This is a genomic window from Micromonospora sp. NPDC049081 (assembly GCF_040648835.1).
Classification (GTDB): domain Bacteria; phylum Actinomycetota; class Actinomycetes; order Mycobacteriales; family Micromonosporaceae; genus Micromonospora; species Micromonospora antibiotica.
Map to the genome: position 1 here is coordinate 257328 of NZ_JBEZEK010000006.1, position 21513 is coordinate 278840.

Consider the following 21513-nt stretch of genomic DNA (forward strand, 5'->3'; position numbering starts at 1 on the left):
ACGACGCGACCGTGTCACCCGGACGCGCCGGCTGGCACGGCGGACGGCGGCCGGCCCGGGGTGCCCCGGACCGGCCCCGTCGTGGCTCACTGGACCAGGCAGACTCCCCCGTTGAACTGGAACGCGGCCGGGCGTGGGTTGCTCGCGCCGGAGGTGCCCTGGACGCCGAAGCTGACCGTGCCGCTCTGCGGTACGGTGCCGTTCCAGGCGGCGTTACGCGCGGTGACCGCGGACCCGGACTGGGTGACCTGCGCGTTCCAGGCGTTGGTGATCCGCTGGTCGGCGGCGAAGGACCAGGTCAACGTCCAACTGGTGACCGGGAAACCCAGGTTGGTGATGGCCACCTCGGCGGTGAACCCGCCGCTCCACTGGTTGGGCTGCCAGACGACCCGGCAGGAGACGGGCGGCGGGGTGCCCGGCGTCGTGGGCGGAGGCGGCGTCGTCGTGGGCGGGGGTGTGGTCGGCGGAGGCGTCGTCGGGGGTGGGGTGGTGGGTGGCTGGCTGGTGGGGGGCGGGGTGGTGTCCTTCGGCGGGAAGCGCAGGATGCGGTCGTCGGTCGACGCCGGGGTGCCACGCCCGTCCCGGTTGCTGGTGGTGACCCAGAGCCAGCCGTCCGGCCCGTACTCCACGGTACGCAGGCGACCGTACGCGCCGGTCAGCTCGGCGGCCGGGGTGCCGACCCCGCCGGTGCCGGTGAGCGGCACGGTCCACAGCCGGGTGCCGCGCAGGGCGGCGACGAAGAGCCGGTTGCCGGCGACCGCCGCGCCACTCGGGGACGCCTCGGCGGTCGTCCAGACCAGCAGCGGGTCCCGGAACCGTGGGTCGTTGGCCCGCCCCTCGACCGTGGGCCAGCCGTAGTTGCCGCCGGCCACGATGAGGTTGACCTCGTCCCAGGTGTTCTGCCCGAACTCGGCGGCGTAGAGCCGCCCCTGCGCGTCCCAGGTCAGGCCCTGCACGTTGCGGTGCCCGAGGCTGTAGACCAGGGAGCCGGCCGTCGGGTTGTCCGACGGCGCGGACCCGTCCGGACGCATCCGGAGGATCTTGCCGTTGCGGCTCTGCGGGTTCTGCGCGTTGGCCGTCTGCCCCGCGTCACCGACCCCGGCGTAGAGCATCCCGTCCGGGCCGAAGGCGATCCGCCCGCCGTTGTGGATGGTGGAGCGGGCCAGTCCGGTGAGGACCGGCTCCTGGTTCTGCGGGGCGCTGAGCCGGAACCGGACGATCCGGTTGTCGGTGGTGGTGGTGAGGTAGACGTAGACGTAGCCGTCCTGGGCGTACCCCGGGGAGACCGCGAGGCCGAGCAGGCCGCCCTCGCCGCTGGCGTTCACGCCGGAGATCTGGGCCACCTGTTCCGGGGCCTGACCGGGTCGGACCCGTACCACCTGGCCGGAGTTGCGCAGCGCGGTCAGGGCGCTGCCGTCGGGCAGGAAGTCCATCCCCCAGGGCACCGTCAGGCCGGTGGCGACCACCTGGGGGCGGGTGAAGTCGAAGTCGCCGACGGCCAGGGTCGCGGCGGCCGGGGCCGGGTCGGCCGGCGCGGCCCCGGCGAGCGTGGCGGTGCCGACGCCGGTGGCCGCCAGCCCCGCCGCGACCGCTGCCGCCACCATCGAACGGACTCTCACGTCGGGCACCTCCAGAGCAGTAAGTGACTTGTGTCAATATAGCCCGACCTCGGTGAAAGCCGCAGCGGTGGACGAACCCGACGCCTGCCGTCGGGTCCCCGCTGACCGCCGACCGGCGCGGCGGACCCGCCGTCGACCGGCGCGGCGGGCCTGTCGGGGGCGGCGGTTAGCATCCGCCGGTGACCCTCACCCCTGACGATCTGACCGGCTACGTCGAGCGGGACCTCGACGCCGATCTCGCCCGATGGTTCGCCGACCGCCCGCCCGTCACCGTTCCCGCCGGGACCCGCCCGGTGACGTCGCTGCTCGACCGCCTCCCGCCCCCGGCCGCCACGGCGTTGGCGGCGTTCGACCGCCGCGTGCGGTCCGGGCGGCTGCCCCAGTTCCTCGACATCTACGACTGGTCCTACGGCTTCGACTTCGCCGCCAACGACTGCCAACTCCTCGACGCCGACTACCGGCCGACGCTCACCGACGACGACGTCTACTCGATCGGCGCCGACGGTGGCGGCAACCTGCACGTGGTCCTCGCCACCGGGCAGGTCGGCCTCTGGTTCCACGAAGAGGAGGTCGTCGAGGGCGGCACCCGCTTCGACACCCTCGACGTCTTCCTCTGGTCGGTCGTGCGCTACCACGCGGTGCGGGCGGGCCGGCTGGAGCGGGCCGCCGTCGAGGCCGACTTCCGGTCGCTGGGCCAGGACGGCGCGCTGAGCCCGGAGGTCGGGCTGCTCAGCACGATGACCTGACCCGACACCCGACCCGGCACTCCCGCCGACCGGCGGCGACCCCCGGCAGGCCGCTCCGGGTGGCGGCCGTCAGGCGGCGGGGCGGCGGGGCACGCCGTCCGGCGCACCGGCCAGGCCGGCGTAGCGGCCCCGGTGGTAGAGCAGCGGCGTACCCACGTCGGCGTGCTGGATCAGCTCCGGCTCGGCGAGCACGATCGCGTGGTCGCCGACGGTCACCCGCTCGACCACCCGGCACAACAGCCAGGCCAGGGTGTCGTCGAGGATCGGCGCACCCTCCGGCCCAGCCTGCCACCGGGTCGGCGCGGCGAACCGGTCGATGCCGCTGGTGGCGAAGGTGCGGGCCAGTTCCTGCTGGTGGTGGCCGAGCAGGTGCACCGCCACGTGCCGGGTCCGGGCCACCGTGGGCCAGCTCGACGCGCCGAGGTCCAGGCAGAACGAGACGATCGGCGGGGCCAGCGACACCGAGGTGAACGAGGTGGCGGTGAAGCCGACCGCCGGGGTGCCGGGCGCGGTGACCACCACGACGGTGCTGGCCTGATGGCGCAGCAGCGCACGCAGGGCGTCGGCGTCGGCGTCGACCGGCGGGGGACGATGGTCGGGCTCGGTCATCTGGGTGCCTCCTACGCGGGCATCGGCGGGGTCACGGCGGCCCGGCGGACGGCCGGTGCCCTCGGGCGTCTCCTCGACCCGCCGTCGCACGTCGGCCGGGTCGCGCACCGCTCGTCCGGGAGTTGCTCGGGAGCTGCTCGACTGACGGCTGCTCGACTGGGAGCTGCTCGACGGCGACCGGCAGCCGGTTCTCCCCCCGGCGGCGACGGACGGGGCGGCGGCACGCCGGTCAGGCCGCGTCGGGCATTCCGGGACAGCGTTGCGCGGCGACCCGCATCAGGTCGACGACCCGACGGGAGGTGAACGGCCGGAACAGCCGGACGGGAAGCATGGATCCGATTTTCCTATCAAAGCGATAGGATTTCAAGCCCCCCGACCGGAGCCGTCCAGCCCGGAGGGTCACCACCTGGCCGGAGCCGTCGGGCCCGAGTCACCACCAGGGTCGGAGCGGCCCGGCCCAGGGGGCACCACCTGACCCCGCACCACTGCGCAGCCCGCCCCGCACCGGGTCACTGCCGCAGGGTGAGGGTGACGGTGCCGGTGGCCGCCCCGGACGGATCCACCACGACGGTGTAGACACCGGTGGCCGGCAGGACGGTCGCGTCGATGCCACCGGCACCGTTGACCACGCAGCCGGTGCCCACCGGCACCCCGTCGGGGCCGCGCAGTTCCAGCGGCGAGCACTGGTCCGGCAGGGTGGCGTCGGTGGCCGTCACGGTCACCGACGTGCCGGCCGTGCCGGTGAACCGGTAGCCGAGCACCGCGCCGGGCCGGTCGACGGTGGCGACGACCGGCGGTCCGTCGAGCGCGATCGGGTCGAACCGGTCCCCGGTGACGAACAGCCGCAGCGCCACCGTGCCGACGGTGCGGTCCACCGGGTCCACCAGCACGGTGTACGTGCCGTCGGCGGGCAGCACCGTGCCGTCGATGTCGCCGGTGCCGTTGACGACACAGCCGCTGCTGAGCCGCTGTCCGTCGGGATCGCGCAGCTCCAACGGGGAACACTGGTCCGGCAGGGTGCTCTCCGGCACCTCGACGAAGACCCGCTGGCCGGCGACGCCGGTGAACCGGTACCGGGCCCGGCCGCCCGGCCCGGCGATCGTCACCGGGACCGCCGGCCCGTCCGGTCGCAGGGTGCCGGTGACGTCCCGGGCCGCGTAGACCCGCACGGCCGCCCGACCGGTGCCCCCGGCGGCGGCGTCGACCACCACCGTGTAGTTGCCGTCGCGGGTGAGTTCGGTGCGGTCGACGAGGCCGCGTCCGTCGATGTTGCAGCCGCTGGCCAGCTCCGTCCCGGTCGGGTCGAGCAGCCGGTACGGGGAGCAGCGGTCCGCCAGGCCGGGCGCGCTGACGTCGACGAACACGGCGTCGCCGGCCCGGCCGCGGAAGGTCAGCGGGTCGCCACCCGGGGTCAGCGCGCCGGTGGCGATCGGTGTCGCGGCGATCGGCGCGTCGGCCGGCGGGGCGATCCGCTCGGTGCCGACGCCGCTGACCGCGAACTCGGGACGGCCGGTCACGGCCACGTCGAAGACGCACTCGGCGAGTTGCCAGGGGTCGGTGATCCCGGCCCACCGGCACACCTGCTCGGCGGCGGCCCGCCGGGCCGGGTCGAGGTCGTCGAGGGTCACCGCCCGCTCCGGGAAGCCCCGATCGGTGAACGACCCGGTGTCCTGGCCGTCGGGGTAGCTGAACAGGGAACTGTCCCGGGTGACCCGCCAACTGTCCGCGTACGACGGGTAGAGCTTCGCGAACGGCGCGGGTTGGGGCAGGGCGGCACCGGACGGCGCGGCGATGTCGTCGGTCGGGTCGCCGTCGAAGTCGCCGAGCAGTCCCCGTACCTTCCCCGCCCGGCTCGCCGCCAGCTTCGTCAGCACCCGGTAGCCGTAGGGGCCGATCTGGTCGACGGCGGCGGCGGAGCCGTCGGGCCAACCCAGGTCGTAGCCGTCGGCGGCACCGGTGTCGGAGTCCCGGCGGGTGAGCGTGCCACCGCCGGGCAGGGCCGTCTCCCCTGGCGGCGGGACGCGGACGGCACCGTCGACGCGTACCTCGGTGTCGCCGTCGACCAGGGTGAGGGCGACCCGGTGGGCGCCGATCCGGACGGCGACGGCGGTGTTGACCGACACCGTCCGCGAGTCGCCCATCGGCGTCTGCCGGACCTGCACCGCCAGCGGGTCACCCGAGGTGGAGCCGACCAGCACGAATTCGCCGACGGCCTGGAAGTCGTAGTAGTGCCGGTCGAAGGTGACCAGGTGCGGGTCGCCGTTGGTGCCGCCGCAGTCGCCCCCGTCCTCGCAGAGCTTGACCGGGCCCTTCGGCGGTGGGGTCTTCTTCGCGGGCTTCCTGCACTCGTCGAGGCTCTTCGGCAGGGTCTTGCCGTCGTACTCGGTGCGCGCCGGCAGACCCTTGGCCGCCCGGTACCTGTTCTCCGCCAGGGTCGCCTTGACCTCGGCGGTCTTGATCCCGGTGCCACCGCAGTCGCCCTGTGGCACCGCGTCGCGGGAGATGTCGTCGGAGTGGTTCAGCTCGTGGTAGAGCGCCGCGCACGGGTCCCGGGCGATCCCGTCGCCGTACGGGTCGACCGAGGTCGGGTTCCAGGTCACCGTGGACGACCCCTTGCCGTCCTTGCTGTCCGGGGTCTCGAAGGACCCCGACCCGCCGGGGGTGGGGATGATCCGCACCCGGGGGGTCTTGGTGTCCTTGAGCCGGGGCAGGATGCCCGCCGGGTCACCGCCGGCCGCCGCGAACCCCTGGAGGCAGCCGTCGACCGCCGCCTGGAAGTCGACGCCGCTGACCGGCACCCCGGCGCTCGGGTCGACCTGGTAGTCGGCCCGGGCCGGCCCACCGGTGCCCCCGACGGCGGTCCCGACGCCGACGAGCAGCAGCGCCACGACGAGCGCCGGGCGACGGCGACCACGCCGCAGGAGCAGGACGGCCAGCCCGCCCACGACGACCAGCAGCAGCACCGCCCCGCCGAGCAGCCAGGGCCACCACCCCCGGCCGGCCGGGCCGTCGGCGACGGTGAAGCTGGTGGTCCGCAGCGCCGTCGCGCCCGTGCACGGGGTGTCGAGACCGGTCACCGGCAGCGCCGTCCAGTTCGCCGTCACCTCGTAGACCCCGGGTGCCCCGACCGGCCAGAGGGTGTCCAACCCGCCGCCGTCCGGGGTCGCCGCCACCGACCGCAGCACGACGGCACCGGCGTCGGTGCCGTCGTGCATCCGGGTGCCGGCCAGCGGCACGGTCACGCTCGCACCGGGTTCCACGGTCGTCGTGCCGGCGGTGGCGGCGGCCCCGATGCCGTCGCCGTAGAAGCTGCGGCCCAACGCCGGCACCAGTTCCTGACCGTCGCGGCGGACCGAGGTCACCTGCACGGTGCCGTCGGCCACGGTGGCCAGGCCGCAGGCCGCGCCGGTGGCGTTGGTGACCGTGAGCGTCAACCGGATCGCCTCGCCCGGGGCGTATCGCGGGGCGGTGGTCCGCAGGTCCAGCCCGAGACCCTCGCCGGCCGGCGCGGCGCAGGCCGCCCCCGGCCCCGCCGCCAACGCCGCCAGGAGGACGGCGAACCCGCCGGCGAGTCGCACGATCAGCTTCATGCGCGGCACTCTAGGACCGCGACGCCCACCGCCCGCGCGACTGTCGTGCATCGGTCGCCGCCGCCCCGGCCGGTCCTACGGCACGCGGGTCACCCCGGCCGCCCGTCGACCCACGGACGCCCCACCGTCACGAGGCGATCACCTCGCGCAGCCGGGCGGCGAAGCCCGCGGGGTCGTCGGTGAAGCCGATGTGCCCACCGGGGAACATCGTGGGTGGCACCCCCAGGGCGGCGGCCAACGCCCGGGAACTACGGTCGCACAGTTCCCCGGCCGACTCCTCGCCGAGGCCGACCAGCACCCGGGTGGGTCCGTCGCGCAGCGCGGCGACGTCCGGCTGGTAGCGGGTCGTGCCTTGCAGCGTGTGCAGGTACTGGTAGCGCTCGTCGGCGGCGTCCTGCGGGTCGGGGTCGCGGCCGAACATGCCCTGGATCATCTCCTCCGGCATGGCGATGTTGGCGTTGGCGAGGAACTTCCGCCATGCGCCCAGCCGGTCCCCGCGCCGGTAGGTGGCGACCATGTCGTCCTCCCGGGCGAGGAGTTCCTCCCGGTCGTCGAGTAGGAGCAGCAGCGGCGGTTCGTGGGCGATCACGGTGTGCGCCGCCTGCGGGTGGGCGTGGGCGAGCGCCAGCACGGTGACCGCGCCGCCGCTGGAGCCGAGCACCGCCGCCGGACCGGCGTCGAGGTGGGCCAGCAGCCGGGCCAGGTCGTCGGCGCGTAGTTCGGGCGTGGAGTCCTGCTCCGGGTCGTGCAGCCGACTGCGGCGGATGCCGCGCGGGTCGGTGGTGAGCACGGTGTGGTCGGCGGCCAGCAGGTCGGCCAGCGGGGCGAACGCCCGGGCGTCCATCGGGGCGGCGACCAGCGCCACCAGGGGGCCCTGGCCGCGTACCTCGAAGTGCAGGGTCCCGTCGGGGACGGCCAGGGTGGCGGTGGTCACCGGGATGGTGGTGGGACTGCTCATGATCGGGTCCTCCGGGTCGTGACGTGCGGCTCTTACACGGTGCAGACTCCCGGCGTGGGGCAGAATCGTCGGTCGTGAGCATGATTCTCGCCGACATCACGGCCGACGACCATGAGGCGACGCTGACCCGGGCCCGGGGCGGGGACGACGCCGCGTTCACCACGCTCGTCGCGCCGCTGCGGCCGGAACTGCACGCGCACTGCTACCGGATGCTCGGTTCCCCGCACGACGCCGACGACGCGTTGCAGGAGGCGCTGCTGCGGGCCTGGCGGGCGCTGCCCCGGTTCGAGGGGCGCAGTTCGCTGCGGACCTGGCTCTACACCGTGGCCACCCGCACCTGCCTGGACCTGTCCACCGGGCGGGGCCGTCGGGCGTTGCCGGTCGACCTGGGGCCGGCCAGCGAACACGCCGTGCCGGGCAGCGTCGCCGCCGACCACGTCCGGTGGCTCGGCCCGTATCCCGACGCTGCCCTGGTCGCCGGCCCGGCCGCCCCCGACGCCCGCTACGAGCAGCGGGAGGCCGTCGAGTTGGCGTTCGTCGCCGCGCTGCAACACCTGCCCGGCAACCAGCGCGCCGCGTTGCTGCTGTTCGACGTGCTCGGCTTCACCGCCGCCGAGATCGCCGCCATGATGGGCACCTCCGCCGGTTCGGTCAACTCGGCGTTGGCGCGGGCCCGCCGGGTCGTCGCCGAGCGGGTGCCGGCCCGCAGCCAGCAGCGGACCCTCCGCACGCTCGGCGACGCCCGGCTGCGGGAGGTCGCCGCCGGCTACGCCGCCGCTTTGGAGAACGGCGACGCCGACGCCCTGGTCGCCCTGCTCACCGAGGACGTCACCTGGTCGATGCCACCGCTGCCGCACTGGTACGCCGGCCGCGACGCGGTGCTGGACTTCGCCCGGACCATGCCGTTGGGCAGTTGTGGCAGCTGGCGACACGTGTCGGTGGCGGCCAACGGGCAACCGGCGGTGGCCAACTATCTGCGCCCGGGCGACACCGGCCCCTACCTGCCGTGGTCGATCACGGTGCTGACGGTGCGCGACGGCCGGATCGCCCAGCTCGTCTCGTTCCTCGACGACACCCTGTTCCCGGCGTTCGGCCTACCGGCCACCCGCTGACGGCCGGGGCCGGCCGGTGGACGTGGCTGCGCCCACCGGCCGGCCCCGCGCCAGGGCTCAGGCCAGCGGCGTGGTGAGGGTGTACGAGGCGTCCCCGGCGAAGGTGCTGCCGGCGGCGTACGGGTCGACCCGCAGCACGTAGTCGTAGTGGCGCAGGTAGCGGCCGGGGTGGTTCCACGACTCGAACGAGTAGCTGCCGCCCCCGGCCAGCCCGGTGCGGCTGCAGAAGGTGGCGTCCCCGGCGAAGACGGCGCTGCCGTCGTTACCGGCGAGCCGCATCGTGAAGTCCCAGTGCCGCAGGTAGGAGCCGTTGACCGCGCGGAACGAGTAGCAGGACGCGTTGGCCAGCCCGGGGACGATCTGGAAGGTGGCGTCCTGCCGGTCGGCGAGCGGGCTGCCGCTGCCCAGCACGTCGATGCGGGCGACGTTGTCGCGGTGGCGGACGTAGCGGTCGGGGAAGTTCGCCGAGCGCAGCGAGCGGTTGCCGGTGGGCGGGGCGGAGTTGTCCCCGACGCTCTCCCGCAGCACGGTGAAGTGGCGCACCGTGCCGGACAGCCCGGCCAGTTCGGTCTTGCCGGTGAAGCCGTACAGGTCGCTGCTGTCGGCGGAGTAGTAGCGGCCGGCGCCGTACTGGTCGAAGTAGATGCGCCACCGGTTGTCGGGCAGCCGGACCAGGGCGGGGCCTTCCAGGCCGGAGCCCCAACCGGCCCAGTTGCCGGTGCCGACCCAGCTCCACGGGCCGGTCAGCGCGGGGGCGGTCGCGTGCTCGATGTACTTGGTGGTCTCGTTCTTCATGAAGTTGTGGTAGGTGTTGCCGACCTTGACGATGAAGCTGTCGATGTGGTTGGTGCCGATGCCGGCGAGTGCCGCCGGGGCGCTCCACGCCGACAGCGCCGCGTTCGTCGCGGTGATCCGGTACGGCTGGAACTGCCCGGCCGTGCCGGTCTGCGACACGGACACGACGATGTGCACGCTGCCGTCGCTGTCGACGAACCACTCCGGGGCCCAGGTGCTGCCGTTGGCCGGCGCGACGGAGATGGTGACGTTGCGCTGGAACGTCCAGGTCAGGTAGTCGCTACTGCGGGCGATGCCGATGGTGTTGCCGGTCCAGCCGGTGGTGTAGACGAGGTAGTAGTAGCCGTCGGTGTGCCGGATGACGCTGGGGTCGCGGACCAGCCCGGACGGCGGGGTGTAGGCGTTGGCCCGCTGGAGGGTGAACCGGGTGGCGTCGGCCGAGTCGTAGACGTACATGTTGGATTCGCTGCTGTTGGTGAACGCGGTCATCAGGTAGTGCGGGACCGGCCCGGCGGCGTTGGCCCGCGCGGGTGCGGCGACCAGCAGGCCACCGAGCATGCAGAGCACCGCCGCCAGAGCGGCGTACCGGAGACGTCCCATCGACGCACCTCTTCCCTATGAATCGACAGCTGTCATCCTGCACTATTGCCAAGGGTTTTCGTAAGTGTTGCGATAAGCCATGGCCCGGACCTCCCGCGACATCCGCTCCGCCAACCGCCTCACCGTCGTGCAGCAGGTCGTCGCCGCCGGCACCACCAGCCGGCAACGCCTCGCCGCCGACACCGGCCTCAGCCTCGGCACCGTCGCCACCCTGGTCGGCGAACTCACCGCCCTCGGGCTGCTCACCGAAGCCGGCCGGGAGGACTCCGGTGGCGGCCGGCCCCGTGGCCTGGTCACCGCCGACCCGCACGGCGGACTGCTCGTCGGTGTCGACGTCGCCGAGACGTACGTGCACGTCGACCTCTTCGACACCACGCTGACCCGGCTGGCCGGGGCCGAGGAGCCGCTGCACCCGCTGGAACGCCGCCCCCACCAGGTGGTCCGGCACATCGTCAGCGGTGTCGACGCCGTCCTGGCCGGCACCGACGCCCGGGTGCTCGGCGTCGGCGTCAGCGTCCCCGGGCAGGTCGACCGGGAGGGCGGCGTGTCGGTGTTCGCACCGAACTGGGACTGGCACGACGTACCGCTGCGGGACCTGCTCGCCGACGGCCTGGCACTGCCGCTGCACCTGGACAACCCGCTGCGCGCGGCGGTGCTCGCCGAGCTGTGGGCCGGGGCCGCCCGGGGCCGCGACGACGTCGCCGTGATCAACCTGGGCACCGGCGTCGGCGCGGGCCTCGCCTTCGGCGGCACCCTCTACCGGGGTGGCAGCAACAGCGCCGGCGAGTGGGGGCACACCACCCTGGTCCTCGACGGGAGGCTGTGCCGGTGTGGCAGCCGGGGCTGCGTGGAGGCGTACGTCGGTGCGCCCGGCATCATGCAGACCCTGCGCGACCTGGCTCCGACCAGCCCACTGCTGCACCCCGAGGACCAGACCGCCACCCTCGACGTCCTCGCCGCCGCACTGGCCGCCGACGATCCCACCGCCGCCAAGGTGGTCGCCGAGACCGCCCGCTACCTCGGCGTCGCCGTCGCCGACCTGGTCAACCTGATCAACCCGGAGGTCGTCGTGCTCAGCAGCTGGGTCGCCGACCGGCTCGGCGACCGGCTGCGCGACGAGGTCCGCACCGTCGTCGCCCAGCACGCGCTGCGTCGCCCGCTCGCCGCCACCGAGATCGTCCGCTCCCCCGTCGCCGGCAACCCGGTCAGCCTCGGCGCGGCGACCCTCGCCCTGGAGGGCTTCCTCACCAGGGGACGGTAGCCCGCCGCACCGGCGTCGCGGCGTCGACCAGGTCCGTCGATGCTGCTGACGCCCCCGGTGCCGGAGGCGGCTGCTCCCCGCCGCCCCCGGCACCGTCGGGTCCGCGCCCCGCCCGCCCCGCCGGACCGTCCCCGCGACCCGGCCCGGCAGGCCCCGGTCACGCGGCCCGGCGGGCGCAGGGCGAGCCGGCCGGGGGTGGTTCCGGCGGGGGCAGGGCGGCGTCAGCGGGCGACGTAGGCCGCGAGGTGTTCGCCGGTCAGGGTGGAGCGGGCGGCGACCAGGTCGGCGGGGGTGCCCTCGAAGACGACCCGCCCGCCGTCGTGGCCCGCGCCGGGACCGAGGTCGATGATCCAGTCGGCGTGCGCCATCACCGCCTGGTGGTGCTCCACGACGATGACCGAGGTGCCGCCGTCGACCAGCCGGTCGAGCAGGCCGAGCAGCTGCGCCACGTCGGCGAGGTGCAGCCCGGAGGTCGGCTCGTCCAGGACGTACACCCCGCCGGCCTCGGCCATCCGGGTGGCCAGCTTGAGCCGCTGCCGCTCGCCGCCGGACAGGGTGGTGAGCGGTTGACCCAGGCGCAGGTAGCCGAGCCCCACGTCGACGAGCCGGCCGAGGACGGCGCTCGCCGCGGGGATACGTGCCTCGCCCGCACCGAAGAACTCCGCCGCCTCGGTCACCGACATCGCGAGCACCTCGCTGATGTCCCGACCGCCGAGGCGGTACTCCAGCACGGCGGCCTGGAAGCGGCGACCCTCGCACTCCTCGCAGACCGTGGCGACCCCGGCCATCATCGCCAGGTCGGTGTAGATGACCCCGCCGCCGTTGCAGCCGGGACAGGCTCCTTCGGAGTTGGCGCTGAACAGCGCCGGTTTCACCCCGTTGGCCTTCGCGAACGCCTTACGGACCGGGTCGAGCAGACCGGTGTACGTCGCCGGGTTGCTGCGCCGCGACCCACGGATCGCCCCCTGGTCGACCACGACCACCCCGTCACGCCCCGCCACCGAGCCGTGGATCAGGGAACTCTTGCCCGACCCGGCCACCCCGGTGACCACCACCAGCACGCCCAGCGGGATGTCGACGTCGACGTCGCGCAGGTTGTGGGTGTCCGCGCCGCGTACCGGGAGCACGCCCGACGGGGTGCGCACCGTCGGCTTCACGGCGGCCCGGTCGTCGAGGTGCCGCCCCGTCAGGGTGCCGCTGTCGCGCAGCCCGGCGACGGTGCCGGCGAAGACCACCTCGCCACCGGCCGAGCCGGCACCCGGGCCGAGGTCGACCACGTGGTCGGCGATCGCGATGGTCTCCGGCTTGTGCTCCACGACCAGCACCGTGTTGCCCTTGTCCCGCAACCGCAGCAGCAGACCGTTCATCCGCTGGATGTCGTGCGGGTGAAGCCCGACGGTGGGCTCGTCGAAGACGTAGGTGACGTCGGTCAGCGAGGACCCCAGGTGGCGGATCATCTTGGTCCGCTGCGCCTCCCCACCGGACAGGGTGCCCGCCGGGCGGTCCAGCGACAGGTAGCCCAGGCCGATCTCCGCGAACGAGTCGAGGAGCCGTTGCAGCCCGGTCAGCAGCGGGGCCACCGAGGGTTCGGCGAGGCCGCGCAGCCAGTCGGCGAGGTCGCTGAGCTGCATGGCGCAGACGTCGGCGATGTTCTTCCCGCCGATCTTCGACGACCGGGCCTCCGGGCCGAGGCGGGTGCCGGCGCAGTCGGGGCAGGTCGTGAAGGTCACCGCCCGCTGCACGAACGCCCGGATGTGCGGTTGCAGGGTGTCGACGTCTTTGGCCAGGTACGACTTCTGGATCTGCGGGATCAGCCCGGCGTACGTCAGGTTGATGCCGTCGACCTTGATCCTGGTGGGCTCCCGGTACAGCAGGTCGTGCAGCTCGGTCTTCGTGTACCGGCGGATCGGCTTGTCCGGGTCGAAGTAGCCGCAGCCCCGGAAGATCCGGCCGTACCAGCCGTCCATGCTGTAACCGGGGATGGTCAGCGCGCCCTCGTTGAGTGACCTGCTGTCGTCGTAGAGCGCCGACAGGTCGATGTCGGTGACCGCGCCCATCCCCTCGCAGCGCGGGCACATCCCGCCGAGCCGGTGGAAGGTCGCCTTCTCGGTCTTCGTCCGGCCGGCGCCCCGCTCGACCGTGATCGCGCCGCTGGCCCGCACCGAGGGAACGTTGAACGAGTACGCGTTGGGCGGGCCGATGTGCGGCTGCCCCAGGCGGCTGAACAGGATGCGCAGCATGGCGGTGGCGTCGGTGGCGGTGCCGACGGTGGAGCGGGCGTTCGCCCCCATCCGCTCCTGGTCCACGATGATCGCCGTGGTCAACCCGTCGAGCACGTCCACCTCGGGCCGGGCCAACGTCGGCATGAACCCCTGCACGAAGGCGCTGTAGGTCTCGTTGATCAACCGCTGGGACTCGGCGGCGATCGTGCCGAACACCAGCGAACTCTTGCCCGACCCCGAGACCCCGGTGAACACGGTCAGCCGGCGCTTCGGGATCTCGACGTCGACGTCACGCAGGTTGTTCACCCGCGCGCCCTGCACCCGGATCAGATCGTGGCCGTCGGCAGCGTACGACCCCGGCGAGCGGCCCTGCGTCATCGCGTCTCCCCCTCCGTCGGGCGGGTCCGGCCCGCACCCCCTGCCCGCCTGATCCTCCCCTGCCCCGCCCCACCGCCCCGGGCCGGCCCACATGACCAACTCGATGTCGGCGATCCGGCGGGATCGCTGCGGTGGGATACCGCCGGATCGCCGACATGGTGAACGACCCGTCTGCCCGGGCCGGGACGGTCAGTCCAGGATCGCCGTCGCCTCGACCTCGACGAGAACGTCGGGCTCGAAGAGGTGGTCGACGCCGATGAGCGACGACGGGGGCAACGGCTGCGGCAGGCCGAGTTCTCCCGCGACGTCCTCCACCCCGGCCATGAAGTCGCCGATCCGCTCCGGCGACCAGTTCGTCACGTAGAACGTCAGGCGCACGACGTCGGCGAAGCCCGCGCCGGCACCGCCCAGCCCGTACCCCGTGTTGCGCAGCGCCTGGGCGACCTGACCCCGCAGGTCGCCGGTGGCGACCGGCCGGCCGGCCTCGTCGCGGCTGATCTGACCGGCCACGTGGACGTGGCGTGACCCCGACGCGACCGCGACGTGGTGGTAGGGAACGGGCTGCATCATGCCCGGTGCGGAGAAAAGCTGGACACCCATCTGAGTTCCTCCCTTGTTGGTATCTCATGGATACCTGGTGCTCCGAAGAAACTTCAACGAGACTAGGTGTCATGCCGGAAACCGCACCCCTGCCGGAGGAAGCCCTCCGGATCACCCCACCCCACCGCGAACTACTGGACCAGGTCCTCGACAAGTGGTCGATGGAGGTGCTCAACCAGCTCTGCGAACGGCCCTCCCGGTTCAACGAGCTGCGCCACGCCATCCCCACCGTGTCCCAGAAGTCACTGAGCGCCACCCTGCGCCGGCTCGAACGCAACGGCATCGTCGCCCGGCACGTCCTGTCGTCGCGGCCGGTCGCCGTCGAGTACCGCATCACCCCGCTGGGCAAGACCCTCCGGCACCCGGTCGACGTGCTCCTCGACTGGGCCGGACAGCACCTGCCCGCCATCGAGGCCGCCCGCCGGTCGTACGACGAGACCAGCTGACGGCGCGGGACCGCGCCGCCTCCCCGGGGTGACGCTCAGACGAGGCGCCGGAGGCGTACCTTCGGGTACTCGTTCCTGAGATGGCCGTGCTTGTGCTGGCGGACCTCCTCGTTCCACACCTCCTGGCCGTAGTCCGGGTCCGGCGGGACCCACCGGTGCGAACCGTCGCTGTAGTGGTACTCCGCGTCGCAGGATGCTCATCGGGTCCAGCCGAGGAAGCGGTGGTGCAGCCGGCCGGCGGGAAGCACGGCAAGGTCCCGGCCGGCGGTGACGAGCTGGGTAGCCAGGTAGAGCGCGAGGGCCACCCGGGCGTCCCGGTACTCGGCCAGTAGCTGCCGGCGAGCCGGCCCACAGGGCCAGTCGGTGCCGCAGCCGCCACAGGTCCAGGCCGGCGGGACCGGTTGATGGTTCGTCACCGGGGATCGTCCTGATCGGGCCAGTGACCACGGTTGATCGGGATGCGGTGCCGGCTGCGGCAGGGCAGGTCAGCGCCGCAGCGGCAGATCCACCGCCCAACGCCGCCAGGACCAGGCCGGCCGGTGCCGGCGGGCGAGGGTCAACGCCACCGCCGCGACATACCCGTCGTACGAGACGCGTCTCATCGGTTCACCCATTGGGGATGACCGAAACCCTGCCGGGCGTCGGGGTCTTCGTCGCTGAATGACCTCCCAGTTAGACCTGCACCGATCTCCACGCCTTTCGACGCGGCACGACGTCGACGCGCCATGGCCTGACTCCTTGCCACCCAGACAACCGACCCGGTCTTGTGAGCTGACATGAGACGAATGTTGAGCTACGAGGGCATTCCTACACCATCCTCTGCAGTCCGTGACTATCCGTTGCGATCGTCGCGGGCTGCTCACCACCCTGGGTGGAGGTTGAGGTAGATCCGGGACCATGACCACATGGATGAGGCTCAACGACGGCGGAAGCACCAGCAGCACGTAGCATCTTGGCTCCAGGTCGTCGCCACCCTGCAGACCGAAGGCTGGGAGGCACAGGTGACTTGTTCTGCAGCTCCGGTGCAGATAGAAGGATCTCTGCCCAACGGCGAGCGGTTCCACTTCCGCGCCCGGCATAGTGACGTGTCGTTGGGCATCGGAGGTGACGACCCGGCAGACCTTCCCGAGTGGGAAAACAGAGAATCGCACGAGGAAGCCAGCTACCTGCCCGCTGTCGTCGGCGAGGCCATCGTCAGACGGCTTGTTCGCCGCTACCTGGAGGAGCGCTAGCGAGCGGACGAGCACCGTCAGCTGGGAAGCTGAGAGCGCAGGCTTGGCAAGCGGACTGATCCGCACAGCGGATGACAGGTGACGCCCCGCAGCGTCAGGCGGAAAGTGTCCGTTCGGCCAGTCGAGGCCACCGAACCTGACTGGCGTCGACCGCTGCATCGGGCACGCTGCGGACACGGCCGGCTGAGCGCCTACGCTGATGTCATGGAAGGCATCGGGGCTGGGGTCATGTTGCTGTGCGGCGCGCTGAGTTGCCTATTCGCCTGCCTCATGCTCTCCGCCGTCGCAGCGGCATGGGCCACTCGACCCGAAGCCAGGCGCTGACCCTAAAGGTCGACGTCTGCGTCCCGCAGGAACCAACAGCCGCCATGACCTGCGCCAGCAGAGGGTTAAAGCTGCCGGCACGGTCCACCGAGTCCGCAGACGTCAGGAGTTCGCCCGCGTCCAACGTCACTCAGTTGGTCACCCCTGATTCCGGTCCGCGCGTCACTTGGCGTTTAACTGTCGCCGAGCTGTTGGCCGGTCCGGCGAAGTAGGTCAACTCGGGCGCTCAGATAGGGACACAAGAGGCGTTGATGGTCTTCACTGGGCACTGGTGGTCCGCCTCTGACGGCCTGGCGACGGCCTGGCGACGGCCTGGATGCGGCCCAGCAGGGATGGGCGTCGGCTGATGTTGGCGCCTCGCCCTATGCTCCCGGCATGGCGCTCACCGACATCACCCGACAAGCCGTCCTCGATGCGATCGCCGAATTCGACCAGTTGGGTCGCGATCGGTTCCTTGAGACTTACAAGTTCGGCCGCGCCCTGTCCTACTTCGTCGAGCACAACGGCAATCTCTACGACTCGAAGGCTATCGCCGGGTACGCCCATGGCCGAGTCCCCGGCCAACGTCGGTGGACCACCGACGACTTCACCGGCGGCGAGAACTCCGTCGCCCGGCACCTGCGCGATCGGCTCGGCTTCACCATGCAGGTTCGCAAGAACCCCTACTGGACCCGCGATGAAATCATCCTCGCCTGCGACCTGGTCTACGCCAACAACTGGCATGAGCTCCGAGCCGAGTATCCCGAGGTCATCGAGCTGTCTGACCTCCTACGGCGGTACTGGGTGCACCCGGTCGACGAGCGCATGGAGACGTTCCGCAATCCCAACAGCGTCGGCCGCAAGACTTCCGACATTGCCACCCGCCATCCCGACTTCCGCGGCACGCCTACCCGGGGCAACAAACTGGACCGCGAAATCCTAGCCGAGTTCCTCGCCAACCCTGAGGAGATGCACCGTCAAGCCATAGCACTCAGAGCCGCGATCCTTGCCGGCCCCGAGGACGGGACATGGATCGCGGATCCGACCGATCCCGACCTAGATGATGCAAGCGCATCGGAGGGCGGCCTGCTGGAGCAGCTACACCTACGACGCGAGCGAGACCGCGGTATCCGCAACAAGGCTGTCAAGGCCTACAAGAGCAAACACGGCCACATCGCCTGCGAAGCCTGCGGCTTCAACTTCGCCGTCACCTACGGGCCCCGCGGCGAGGACTACATCGAGTGTCACCACAAGGTGCCGCTTTCAGAGTCCGGTGCTACGACCACCAGAGTCAGCGACTTCGTCCTCCTTTGCTCGAATTGCCATCGAATGATCCACCGGTTTCGCCCGTGGCTGACCCTCGAACAGCTGATCGAGCTCCTGGCGGTCAGGCGGCCGTCTGCAGCGTCCGCCCCTTGACCCCCAGGCAACCCACACGGCACGCTGACGTGGGGCGGCCTGCGTCTAGCAGCGTCAACCGTCCACCGAGGTCCATGGTCGTCCACTGCTGACCGCACCCGGCGTCAGCCAATTAGTCACCCGGGCCGGCCGGCACCCAGGCCGCGGCTCCAAGCCGTCAGCAGCTCCACCGCAAGCCAGTGCCCATTGGCGCGTGCATAGTCCAACGGCGTGCGGCCTTCACGATCGACGGCGTTAGGATCTGCGCCCCGGGCCAACAACAGGGCTGTGACATCCACATGCAACGGCCCTCCGGACTGAAGGGCACCATCTGTCGGGGTACTCGTTGGAGTGCAGAGGTAAGTACGGCTGATCTTGCAGAGGTCATGCGTCGTGTTGGGCGCCTTGTTCGTCACGGTGGGTTGCGTTTTGTAGGCGTAGGCGGGTGAGGCCGAGCATGTCGATGAGCCATCCGGGTCCGCCGGTGATGCCGTGGGTGCGTAGGAGGGTGTCGACCTCGTGACGGGTCGCCGGCCCGGTGTTGGCGAGGAAGTCCTCGCAGATCTGGAGCAGAAGCTGCAGCAGGTCGCTGTGGTGGGTGTCGCTGGTGGTCGCGGGGTCGTTCAGGGTGGCCGGGGTGGGCATCAGGCGACGTTGTCGATGGCGGTGAGGCGGTTCTTGAGTCGGTAGCTGGGGCCGTTGATGGGGACGACGTCGCAGTGGTGCAGGAGCCGGTCGAGGATGGCGGTGGCCAGGACCTCGTCGCCGAAGACCTGGCCCCATTCGCCGAAGCCCTTGTTCGAGGTCAGCAGGGTGGAGCCCTTCTCGTAGCGTTTCGAGATCACTTGGAAGACGAGGTTGGCCTCGGGTCGTTCGAGGGGTTGGTAGCCCACTTCGTCGATGACCAGGACGGTGGGGCGTAGGTAGGTCTGCAGCTTGCGGGCCAGCCGGCCGATCGCGTCGGCGGCGGTGAGGTGGCGGACCATGTCGTCGAGGGTGGTGAAGTAGACGGTGAACCCGGCTCGGCAGGCGGCGACCGCGAGGGACACCGCGATGTGGGTCTTGCCGACGCCGGGCGGGCCGAGGAACGCGACGTTGGCTTTGGCCTGCACGAACGCGAGGGTCGCGAGGTCACGGACCTTGCGGGGGTCCAGGTCGGGCTGGAAGCTGAAGTCGTAGTCGTCGAGGGTCTTGTGGTGCGGCAGTTTCGACAGACGCAGCCCGGCGCGGAAGCGGCGTTCGTCGCGGACGGCGAGTTCCTCTTCCAGGACGAGGTCGAGGAACTCCAGGTAGCCCATGGCCTCGGTGTCGGCCCGACCGGTGAGCTCCTGCAGCGTCTTGGCCAGGTGAGGCAGGCCGAGTTTGGTGGCGCTGGTGTGGATGCGGTTGGTGACCAACTCACTCACGTCGAGACGTCCTTCAGGTGTGGGCGGTGGGTGAACGGGCTGGCCGCAGCGATCTGCTCATATACCGACAGTGGGCGGGCCTCGACGGCGATCTGGGCGGCGGCGGCCCGGTTGAGCAGGGCTTGCAGCGGTCCCTGACTGCTGTCGTGGCGGGCCGGTCGGCGTGTGGTCGGCTGTCCGCCGTCGGGGTCGCCGGTGGTGACTGCACGGGTGTGTCCGTCGGGCAGACCGTCCCAGTGGCTCTCGTCGACGACGCGGGCGCCGCGGCCCACGGCCCGCTGGTGCGTGGCCAGCAGCGTGGTGCCGTCCAGACCGGGAACGGTGGCGTGGATGGTGATCGTGGCGGCGGTCGCCCGGACCTCCACGAGTTGGCGGTGGCGGACCCGGCGGGCCGGCACGGAGTAGAGGTTGCCGGCATAGGCGATCAGGCAGTCCTTGCCGACGTGCCGCAGATGCCGGTCGGCGACCACATACGCCCTGGCCGGGATCGGTCGCAGCGCGGCGTGGTCGCGGACCGCCCGCACGCCGATGATCTCGCCGTGGGTGCGATGCCGCACGGCCCGCCGCTGCGGCACCCACGCCACGAACGTGGCATCGAGTTCGGTCAGCGAGGAGAACGCCCGTCCGGCCAGGACATGATCACGGACGATGGTGACCTGCCGTTCAACCCGCCCCTTGCCGGTCGGACGGTAGGCGGCCAGCACATCGATGTCGAAGTCGTAGTGCCCGGCGAACGCAACCGCTTCCGGGTGCAGCGGCACCGCCTGACCCGGGGCGACGTGCCGGCGGACCACGGTCTTGGTCCGGTCGTAGACGATCACCCCCGGGACCCCGCCGAAGTGGCCGAACGCCCGCCGGTGACACTCCCAGAACGCGGCCAGGTCCTGGCTGGTGGTGAAACAGCAGAACGGATCCCGCGAGTACGACAAAACCATGTGGAACGAGTACACCTTCGGGATCCCGACGTGGGCGAGGATGCCGCCCTCGTCGCCCCAGTCCACCTGCGCCTGCGCACCCGGAACAACCTCGAACCGGCGATGCAGCCCCGCCAGCTGATCCGGGCTGATCCCCAACTCCGCAGCGATCCGCGGCCGGGCCTGCTGCAAATACAGCTTCACCCGCTGGTAGTTGCCGGTGAACCCGTACTGCTCGACAAGACGCTCATGGATCACCGTGCCCTTGAGCAGCAACTCCGCCCGCAACCACGCATCGACTACATGCGCGAACACGTCGATTAACTGCCCACGAGCCGGCCGCGCCCGCACCGGCGGCGCCACCTCGCCGCCACCAGCAGCCAGGTACTTCTTCACCGTCCGCCAGTTCAGGCCCGTCTCACGAGCGATCTCCGAGACACTCGCACCAGCCTCGTGCAACGCCCGGAACCGGCGAACATCCAGCCACCGCTGCTCATCCAACGCCCCCACCGCAGCCGCCCCACGCCGGTCCGATCACGACCCGAGCAGCCTCACCCTCAGCCACCCGCTGACGACGGACAAACAGTGCGCACCTCTGCAAGATCAGCTGTACCTAGCTCTGCACTCCAGGCCGTACCCCGACACCATCCCCCTCTATGTCCACGGCGTGATGTAGCAGGGCCATACCCTGCTCGTCGGGATCCTCGACGGCAGCTCCACCGTCTAGAAGCTGCCGCAGTCGGGGAAGGTCTTCCATCTCTACGGCGTGGTGAGTCGGGGTCACCCGGTCAACCTAGGCCCTCATACACTCCGGCCTACAGTCAGACTGAGCCTTGGGACGCCTCCTGACGGCACCGATCGCGGGTGGTCCACCTACAATCGACCCCCTGGAATTCGGACCTTCGCCGGCTTCGGCCCGGTGCTCTGCGCGGGATCTGTCTGCGACTTCCTCATCGCCGCCGTAGGGCTGCTCGCAGCCTGATGGAGGGCAAAAGCTGACGAAGCCACCCTCGGCTTGGAAAGTGTTTTGATCGCTAGGCAGACCATCGTGAACCTGCCGGTGATAAGGGTGCGAGCAGCCGGACTGCCCCGGGACCGGGCTGCGCCACCGTGGCCTGATCGACGTGTGCCGCCTGGATGAATGCATCAGTTGCCCTTCGGTGCCGGCAAGGCGCTGCCGCTGTACCTCGGCCACGCCGACCCCGGCTTCACCCTGCGGGTCTACACCCACCTCGTGCCGACCAGCGAGGACCGCACCCGCCGGGCGATCGACACCGCCTTCGGGCACGGCCCCACGACCCCCGACGGCCTGGCGACGGCCTAG

The 21513-nt window shown here is 71.6% G+C and carries 19 protein-coding genes and 1 pseudogene; 7 read left to right on the plus strand and 13 right to left on the minus strand.

Going from position 1 to position 21513, the window contains the following annotated elements; all coding sequences use genetic code 11:
- Positions 1-86 precede the first annotated feature (86 nt).
- Both AB0B63_RS12630 and AB0B63_RS12635 read right to left on the minus strand, forming a co-directional pair.
- Positions 87-545, minus strand: a complete 459-nt coding sequence (locus AB0B63_RS12630; RefSeq protein ID WP_357017669.1) for a cellulose binding domain-containing protein — start codon at positions 543-545, stop codon at positions 87-89.
- Positions 537-1604 (minus strand): annotated as a pseudogene (locus tag AB0B63_RS12635) (PQQ-dependent sugar dehydrogenase); the annotation flags it as partial. The pseudogene AB0B63_RS12635 and the gene AB0B63_RS12630, both read right to left, overlap by 9 nt.
- A 194-nt stretch (positions 1605-1798) precedes the next feature.
- On the opposite strand from AB0B63_RS12635, the gene AB0B63_RS12640 reads away from it, so the two are divergent.
- Positions 1799-2365, plus strand: a complete 567-nt coding sequence (locus AB0B63_RS12640) for a hypothetical protein (protein ID WP_208566232.1) — start codon at positions 1799-1801, stop codon at positions 2363-2365.
- A 69-nt stretch (positions 2366-2434) separates the two neighbouring features.
- Here the strand turns inward: AB0B63_RS12640 and AB0B63_RS12645 are convergent, their stop codons facing one another.
- The 3 genes from AB0B63_RS12645 to AB0B63_RS12655 all read right to left on the minus strand — a co-directional run bounded on the left by AB0B63_RS12645 (position 2435) and on the right by AB0B63_RS12655 (position 7522).
- Positions 2435-2974, minus strand: a complete 540-nt coding sequence (locus AB0B63_RS12645) for a flavin reductase family protein (protein ID WP_357017599.1) — start codon at positions 2972-2974, stop codon at positions 2435-2437.
- A 509-nt stretch (positions 2975-3483) separates the two neighbouring features.
- Positions 3484-6564, minus strand: a complete 3081-nt coding sequence (locus AB0B63_RS12650) for a VWD domain-containing protein (protein WP_357017602.1) — start codon at positions 6562-6564, stop codon at positions 3484-3486.
- Between the two features lie 127 nt (positions 6565-6691).
- The gene (locus AB0B63_RS12655; protein ID WP_357017605.1) at positions 6692-7522 is read right to left on the minus strand and encodes an alpha/beta hydrolase; all 831 of its coding nucleotides are present in this window, start codon (positions 7520-7522) and stop codon (positions 6692-6694) included.
- An 80-nt stretch (positions 7523-7602) separates the two neighbouring features.
- Between AB0B63_RS12655 and AB0B63_RS12660 the strand changes: the two genes are divergently transcribed.
- A complete protein-coding gene (locus AB0B63_RS12660) occupies positions 7603-8634 on the plus strand; it encodes a sigma-70 family RNA polymerase sigma factor (RefSeq protein ID WP_357017672.1) in 1032 nt (343 codons plus the stop codon).
- 57 nt (positions 8635-8691) lie between these two features.
- Here AB0B63_RS12660 and AB0B63_RS12665 read toward each other — a convergent pair whose 3' ends face one another.
- Entirely contained in the window at positions 8692-10029 is a 1338-nt protein-coding gene (locus AB0B63_RS12665; protein WP_357017608.1) for a glycoside hydrolase family 43 protein, read from the minus strand.
- A gap of 79 nt (positions 10030-10108) precedes the next feature.
- Here AB0B63_RS12665 and AB0B63_RS12670 point away from each other — a divergent pair, with 79 nt between their 5' ends.
- Positions 10109-11290 (plus strand): ROK family protein, encoded by a 1182-nt coding sequence (locus tag AB0B63_RS12670; protein WP_357017611.1) that lies wholly within the window; start codon positions 10109-10111, stop codon positions 11288-11290.
- A gap of 221 nt (positions 11291-11511) precedes the next feature.
- Here AB0B63_RS12670 and AB0B63_RS12675 read toward each other — a convergent pair whose 3' ends face one another.
- Together AB0B63_RS12675 and AB0B63_RS12680 are read right to left on the minus strand one after the other, a co-directional pair.
- Positions 11512-13890 (minus strand): excinuclease ABC subunit UvrA, encoded by a 2379-nt coding sequence (locus tag AB0B63_RS12675; protein ID WP_357017614.1) that lies wholly within the window; start codon positions 13888-13890, stop codon positions 11512-11514.
- 189 nt (positions 13891-14079) lie between these two features.
- Complete coding sequence (locus AB0B63_RS12680) at positions 14080-14490, minus strand: RidA family protein (protein WP_357017617.1); 411 nt, start codon at positions 14488-14490, stop codon at positions 14080-14082.
- Positions 14491-14561: 71 nt separating this feature from the next.
- Here AB0B63_RS12680 and AB0B63_RS12685 point away from each other — a divergent pair, with 71 nt between their 5' ends.
- Entirely contained in the window at positions 14562-14936 is a 375-nt protein-coding gene (locus tag AB0B63_RS12685; RefSeq protein WP_357017620.1) for a helix-turn-helix domain-containing protein, read from the plus strand.
- Positions 14937-15133: 197 nt separating this feature from the next.
- Here the strand turns inward: AB0B63_RS12685 and AB0B63_RS12690 are convergent, their stop codons facing one another.
- Positions 15134-15352, minus strand: a complete 219-nt coding sequence (locus AB0B63_RS12690) for a flavin reductase (RefSeq protein WP_357017623.1) — start codon at positions 15350-15352, stop codon at positions 15134-15136.
- A 489-nt stretch (positions 15353-15841) separates the two neighbouring features.
- Between AB0B63_RS12690 and AB0B63_RS12695 the strand changes: the two genes are divergently transcribed.
- Positions 15842-16168, plus strand: a complete 327-nt coding sequence (locus AB0B63_RS12695) for a hypothetical protein (RefSeq protein ID WP_357017626.1) — start codon at positions 15842-15844, stop codon at positions 16166-16168.
- A gap of 699 nt (positions 16169-16867) precedes the next feature.
- Positions 16868-17890, plus strand: a complete 1023-nt coding sequence (locus tag AB0B63_RS12700) for an HNH endonuclease (protein ID WP_357017629.1) — start codon at positions 16868-16870, stop codon at positions 17888-17890.
- 116 nt (positions 17891-18006) lie between these two features.
- Here AB0B63_RS12700 and AB0B63_RS12705 read toward each other — a convergent pair whose 3' ends face one another.
- Genes AB0B63_RS12705 through istA form a run of 4 tightly spaced genes read right to left on the minus strand, consistent with a single transcriptional unit; the run spans position 18007 to position 20699 of the window.
- The gene (locus AB0B63_RS12705; protein WP_357017633.1) at positions 18007-18285 is read right to left on the minus strand and encodes an ankyrin repeat domain-containing protein; all 279 of its coding nucleotides are present in this window, start codon (positions 18283-18285) and stop codon (positions 18007-18009) included.
- Positions 18254-18514 (minus strand): hypothetical protein, encoded by a 261-nt coding sequence (locus AB0B63_RS12710; protein ID WP_357017636.1) that lies wholly within the window; start codon positions 18512-18514, stop codon positions 18254-18256. The genes AB0B63_RS12705 and AB0B63_RS12710 overlap by 32 nt, the downstream gene beginning before the upstream one ends.
- The gene (istB, locus tag AB0B63_RS12715) at positions 18514-19275 is read right to left on the minus strand and encodes an IS21-like element helper ATPase IstB (protein ID WP_357017639.1); all 762 of its coding nucleotides are present in this window, start codon (positions 19273-19275) and stop codon (positions 18514-18516) included. Before istB ends, AB0B63_RS12710 begins: the two co-directional genes overlap by 1 nt.
- Entirely contained in the window at positions 19272-20699 is a 1428-nt protein-coding gene (gene istA, locus AB0B63_RS12720) for an IS21 family transposase (RefSeq protein WP_357017642.1), read from the minus strand. Before istA ends, istB begins: the two co-directional genes overlap by 4 nt.
- A gap of 631 nt (positions 20700-21330) precedes the next feature.
- Between istA and AB0B63_RS12725 the strand changes: the two genes are divergently transcribed.
- Positions 21331-21513: a hypothetical protein gene (locus AB0B63_RS12725; protein ID WP_357017645.1), complete on the plus strand. Its 183-nt coding sequence runs from the start codon at positions 21331-21333 to the stop codon at positions 21511-21513.

What these genes read in the sequence shown, in the direction of transcription:
- AB0B63_RS12680 (WP_357017617.1), bottom strand. Translation starts at nt 14,490, where the DNA reads ATGGGTGTCCAGCTTTTCTCCGCACCGGGCATGATGCAGCCCGTTCCC.
- AB0B63_RS12725 (WP_357017645.1), top strand. Translation starts at nt 21,331, where the DNA reads ATGCATCAGTTGCCCTTCGGTGCCGGCAAGGCGCTGCCGCTGTACCTC.
- AB0B63_RS12660 (WP_357017672.1), top strand. Translation starts at nt 7,603, where the DNA reads ATGATTCTCGCCGACATCACGGCCGACGACCATGAGGCGACGCTGACC.
- AB0B63_RS12655 (WP_357017605.1), bottom strand. Translation starts at nt 7,522, where the DNA reads ATGAGCAGTCCCACCACCATCCCGGTGACCACCGCCACCCTGGCCGTC.
- AB0B63_RS12670 (WP_357017611.1), top strand. Translation starts at nt 10,109, where the DNA reads ATGGCCCGGACCTCCCGCGACATCCGCTCCGCCAACCGCCTCACCGTC.
- AB0B63_RS12685 (WP_357017620.1), top strand. Translation starts at nt 14,562, where the DNA reads ATGCCGGAAACCGCACCCCTGCCGGAGGAAGCCCTCCGGATCACCCCA.
- AB0B63_RS12665 (WP_357017608.1), bottom strand. Translation starts at nt 10,029, where the DNA reads ATGGGACGTCTCCGGTACGCCGCTCTGGCGGCGGTGCTCTGCATGCTC.
- AB0B63_RS12695 (WP_357017626.1), top strand. Translation starts at nt 15,842, where the DNA reads ATGGATGAGGCTCAACGACGGCGGAAGCACCAGCAGCACGTAGCATCT.
- AB0B63_RS12645 (WP_357017599.1), bottom strand. Translation starts at nt 2,974, where the DNA reads ATGACCGAGCCCGACCATCGTCCCCCGCCGGTCGACGCCGACGCCGAC.
- AB0B63_RS12710 (WP_357017636.1), bottom strand. Translation starts at nt 18,514, where the DNA reads ATGCCCACCCCGGCCACCCTGAACGACCCCGCGACCACCAGCGACACC.
- AB0B63_RS12650 (WP_357017602.1), bottom strand. Translation starts at nt 6,564, where the DNA reads ATGAAGCTGATCGTGCGACTCGCCGGCGGGTTCGCCGTCCTCCTGGCG.
- AB0B63_RS12700 (WP_357017629.1), top strand. Translation starts at nt 16,868, where the DNA reads ATGGCGCTCACCGACATCACCCGACAAGCCGTCCTCGATGCGATCGCC.
- AB0B63_RS12675 (WP_357017614.1), bottom strand. Translation starts at nt 13,890, where the DNA reads ATGACGCAGGGCCGCTCGCCGGGGTCGTACGCTGCCGACGGCCACGAT.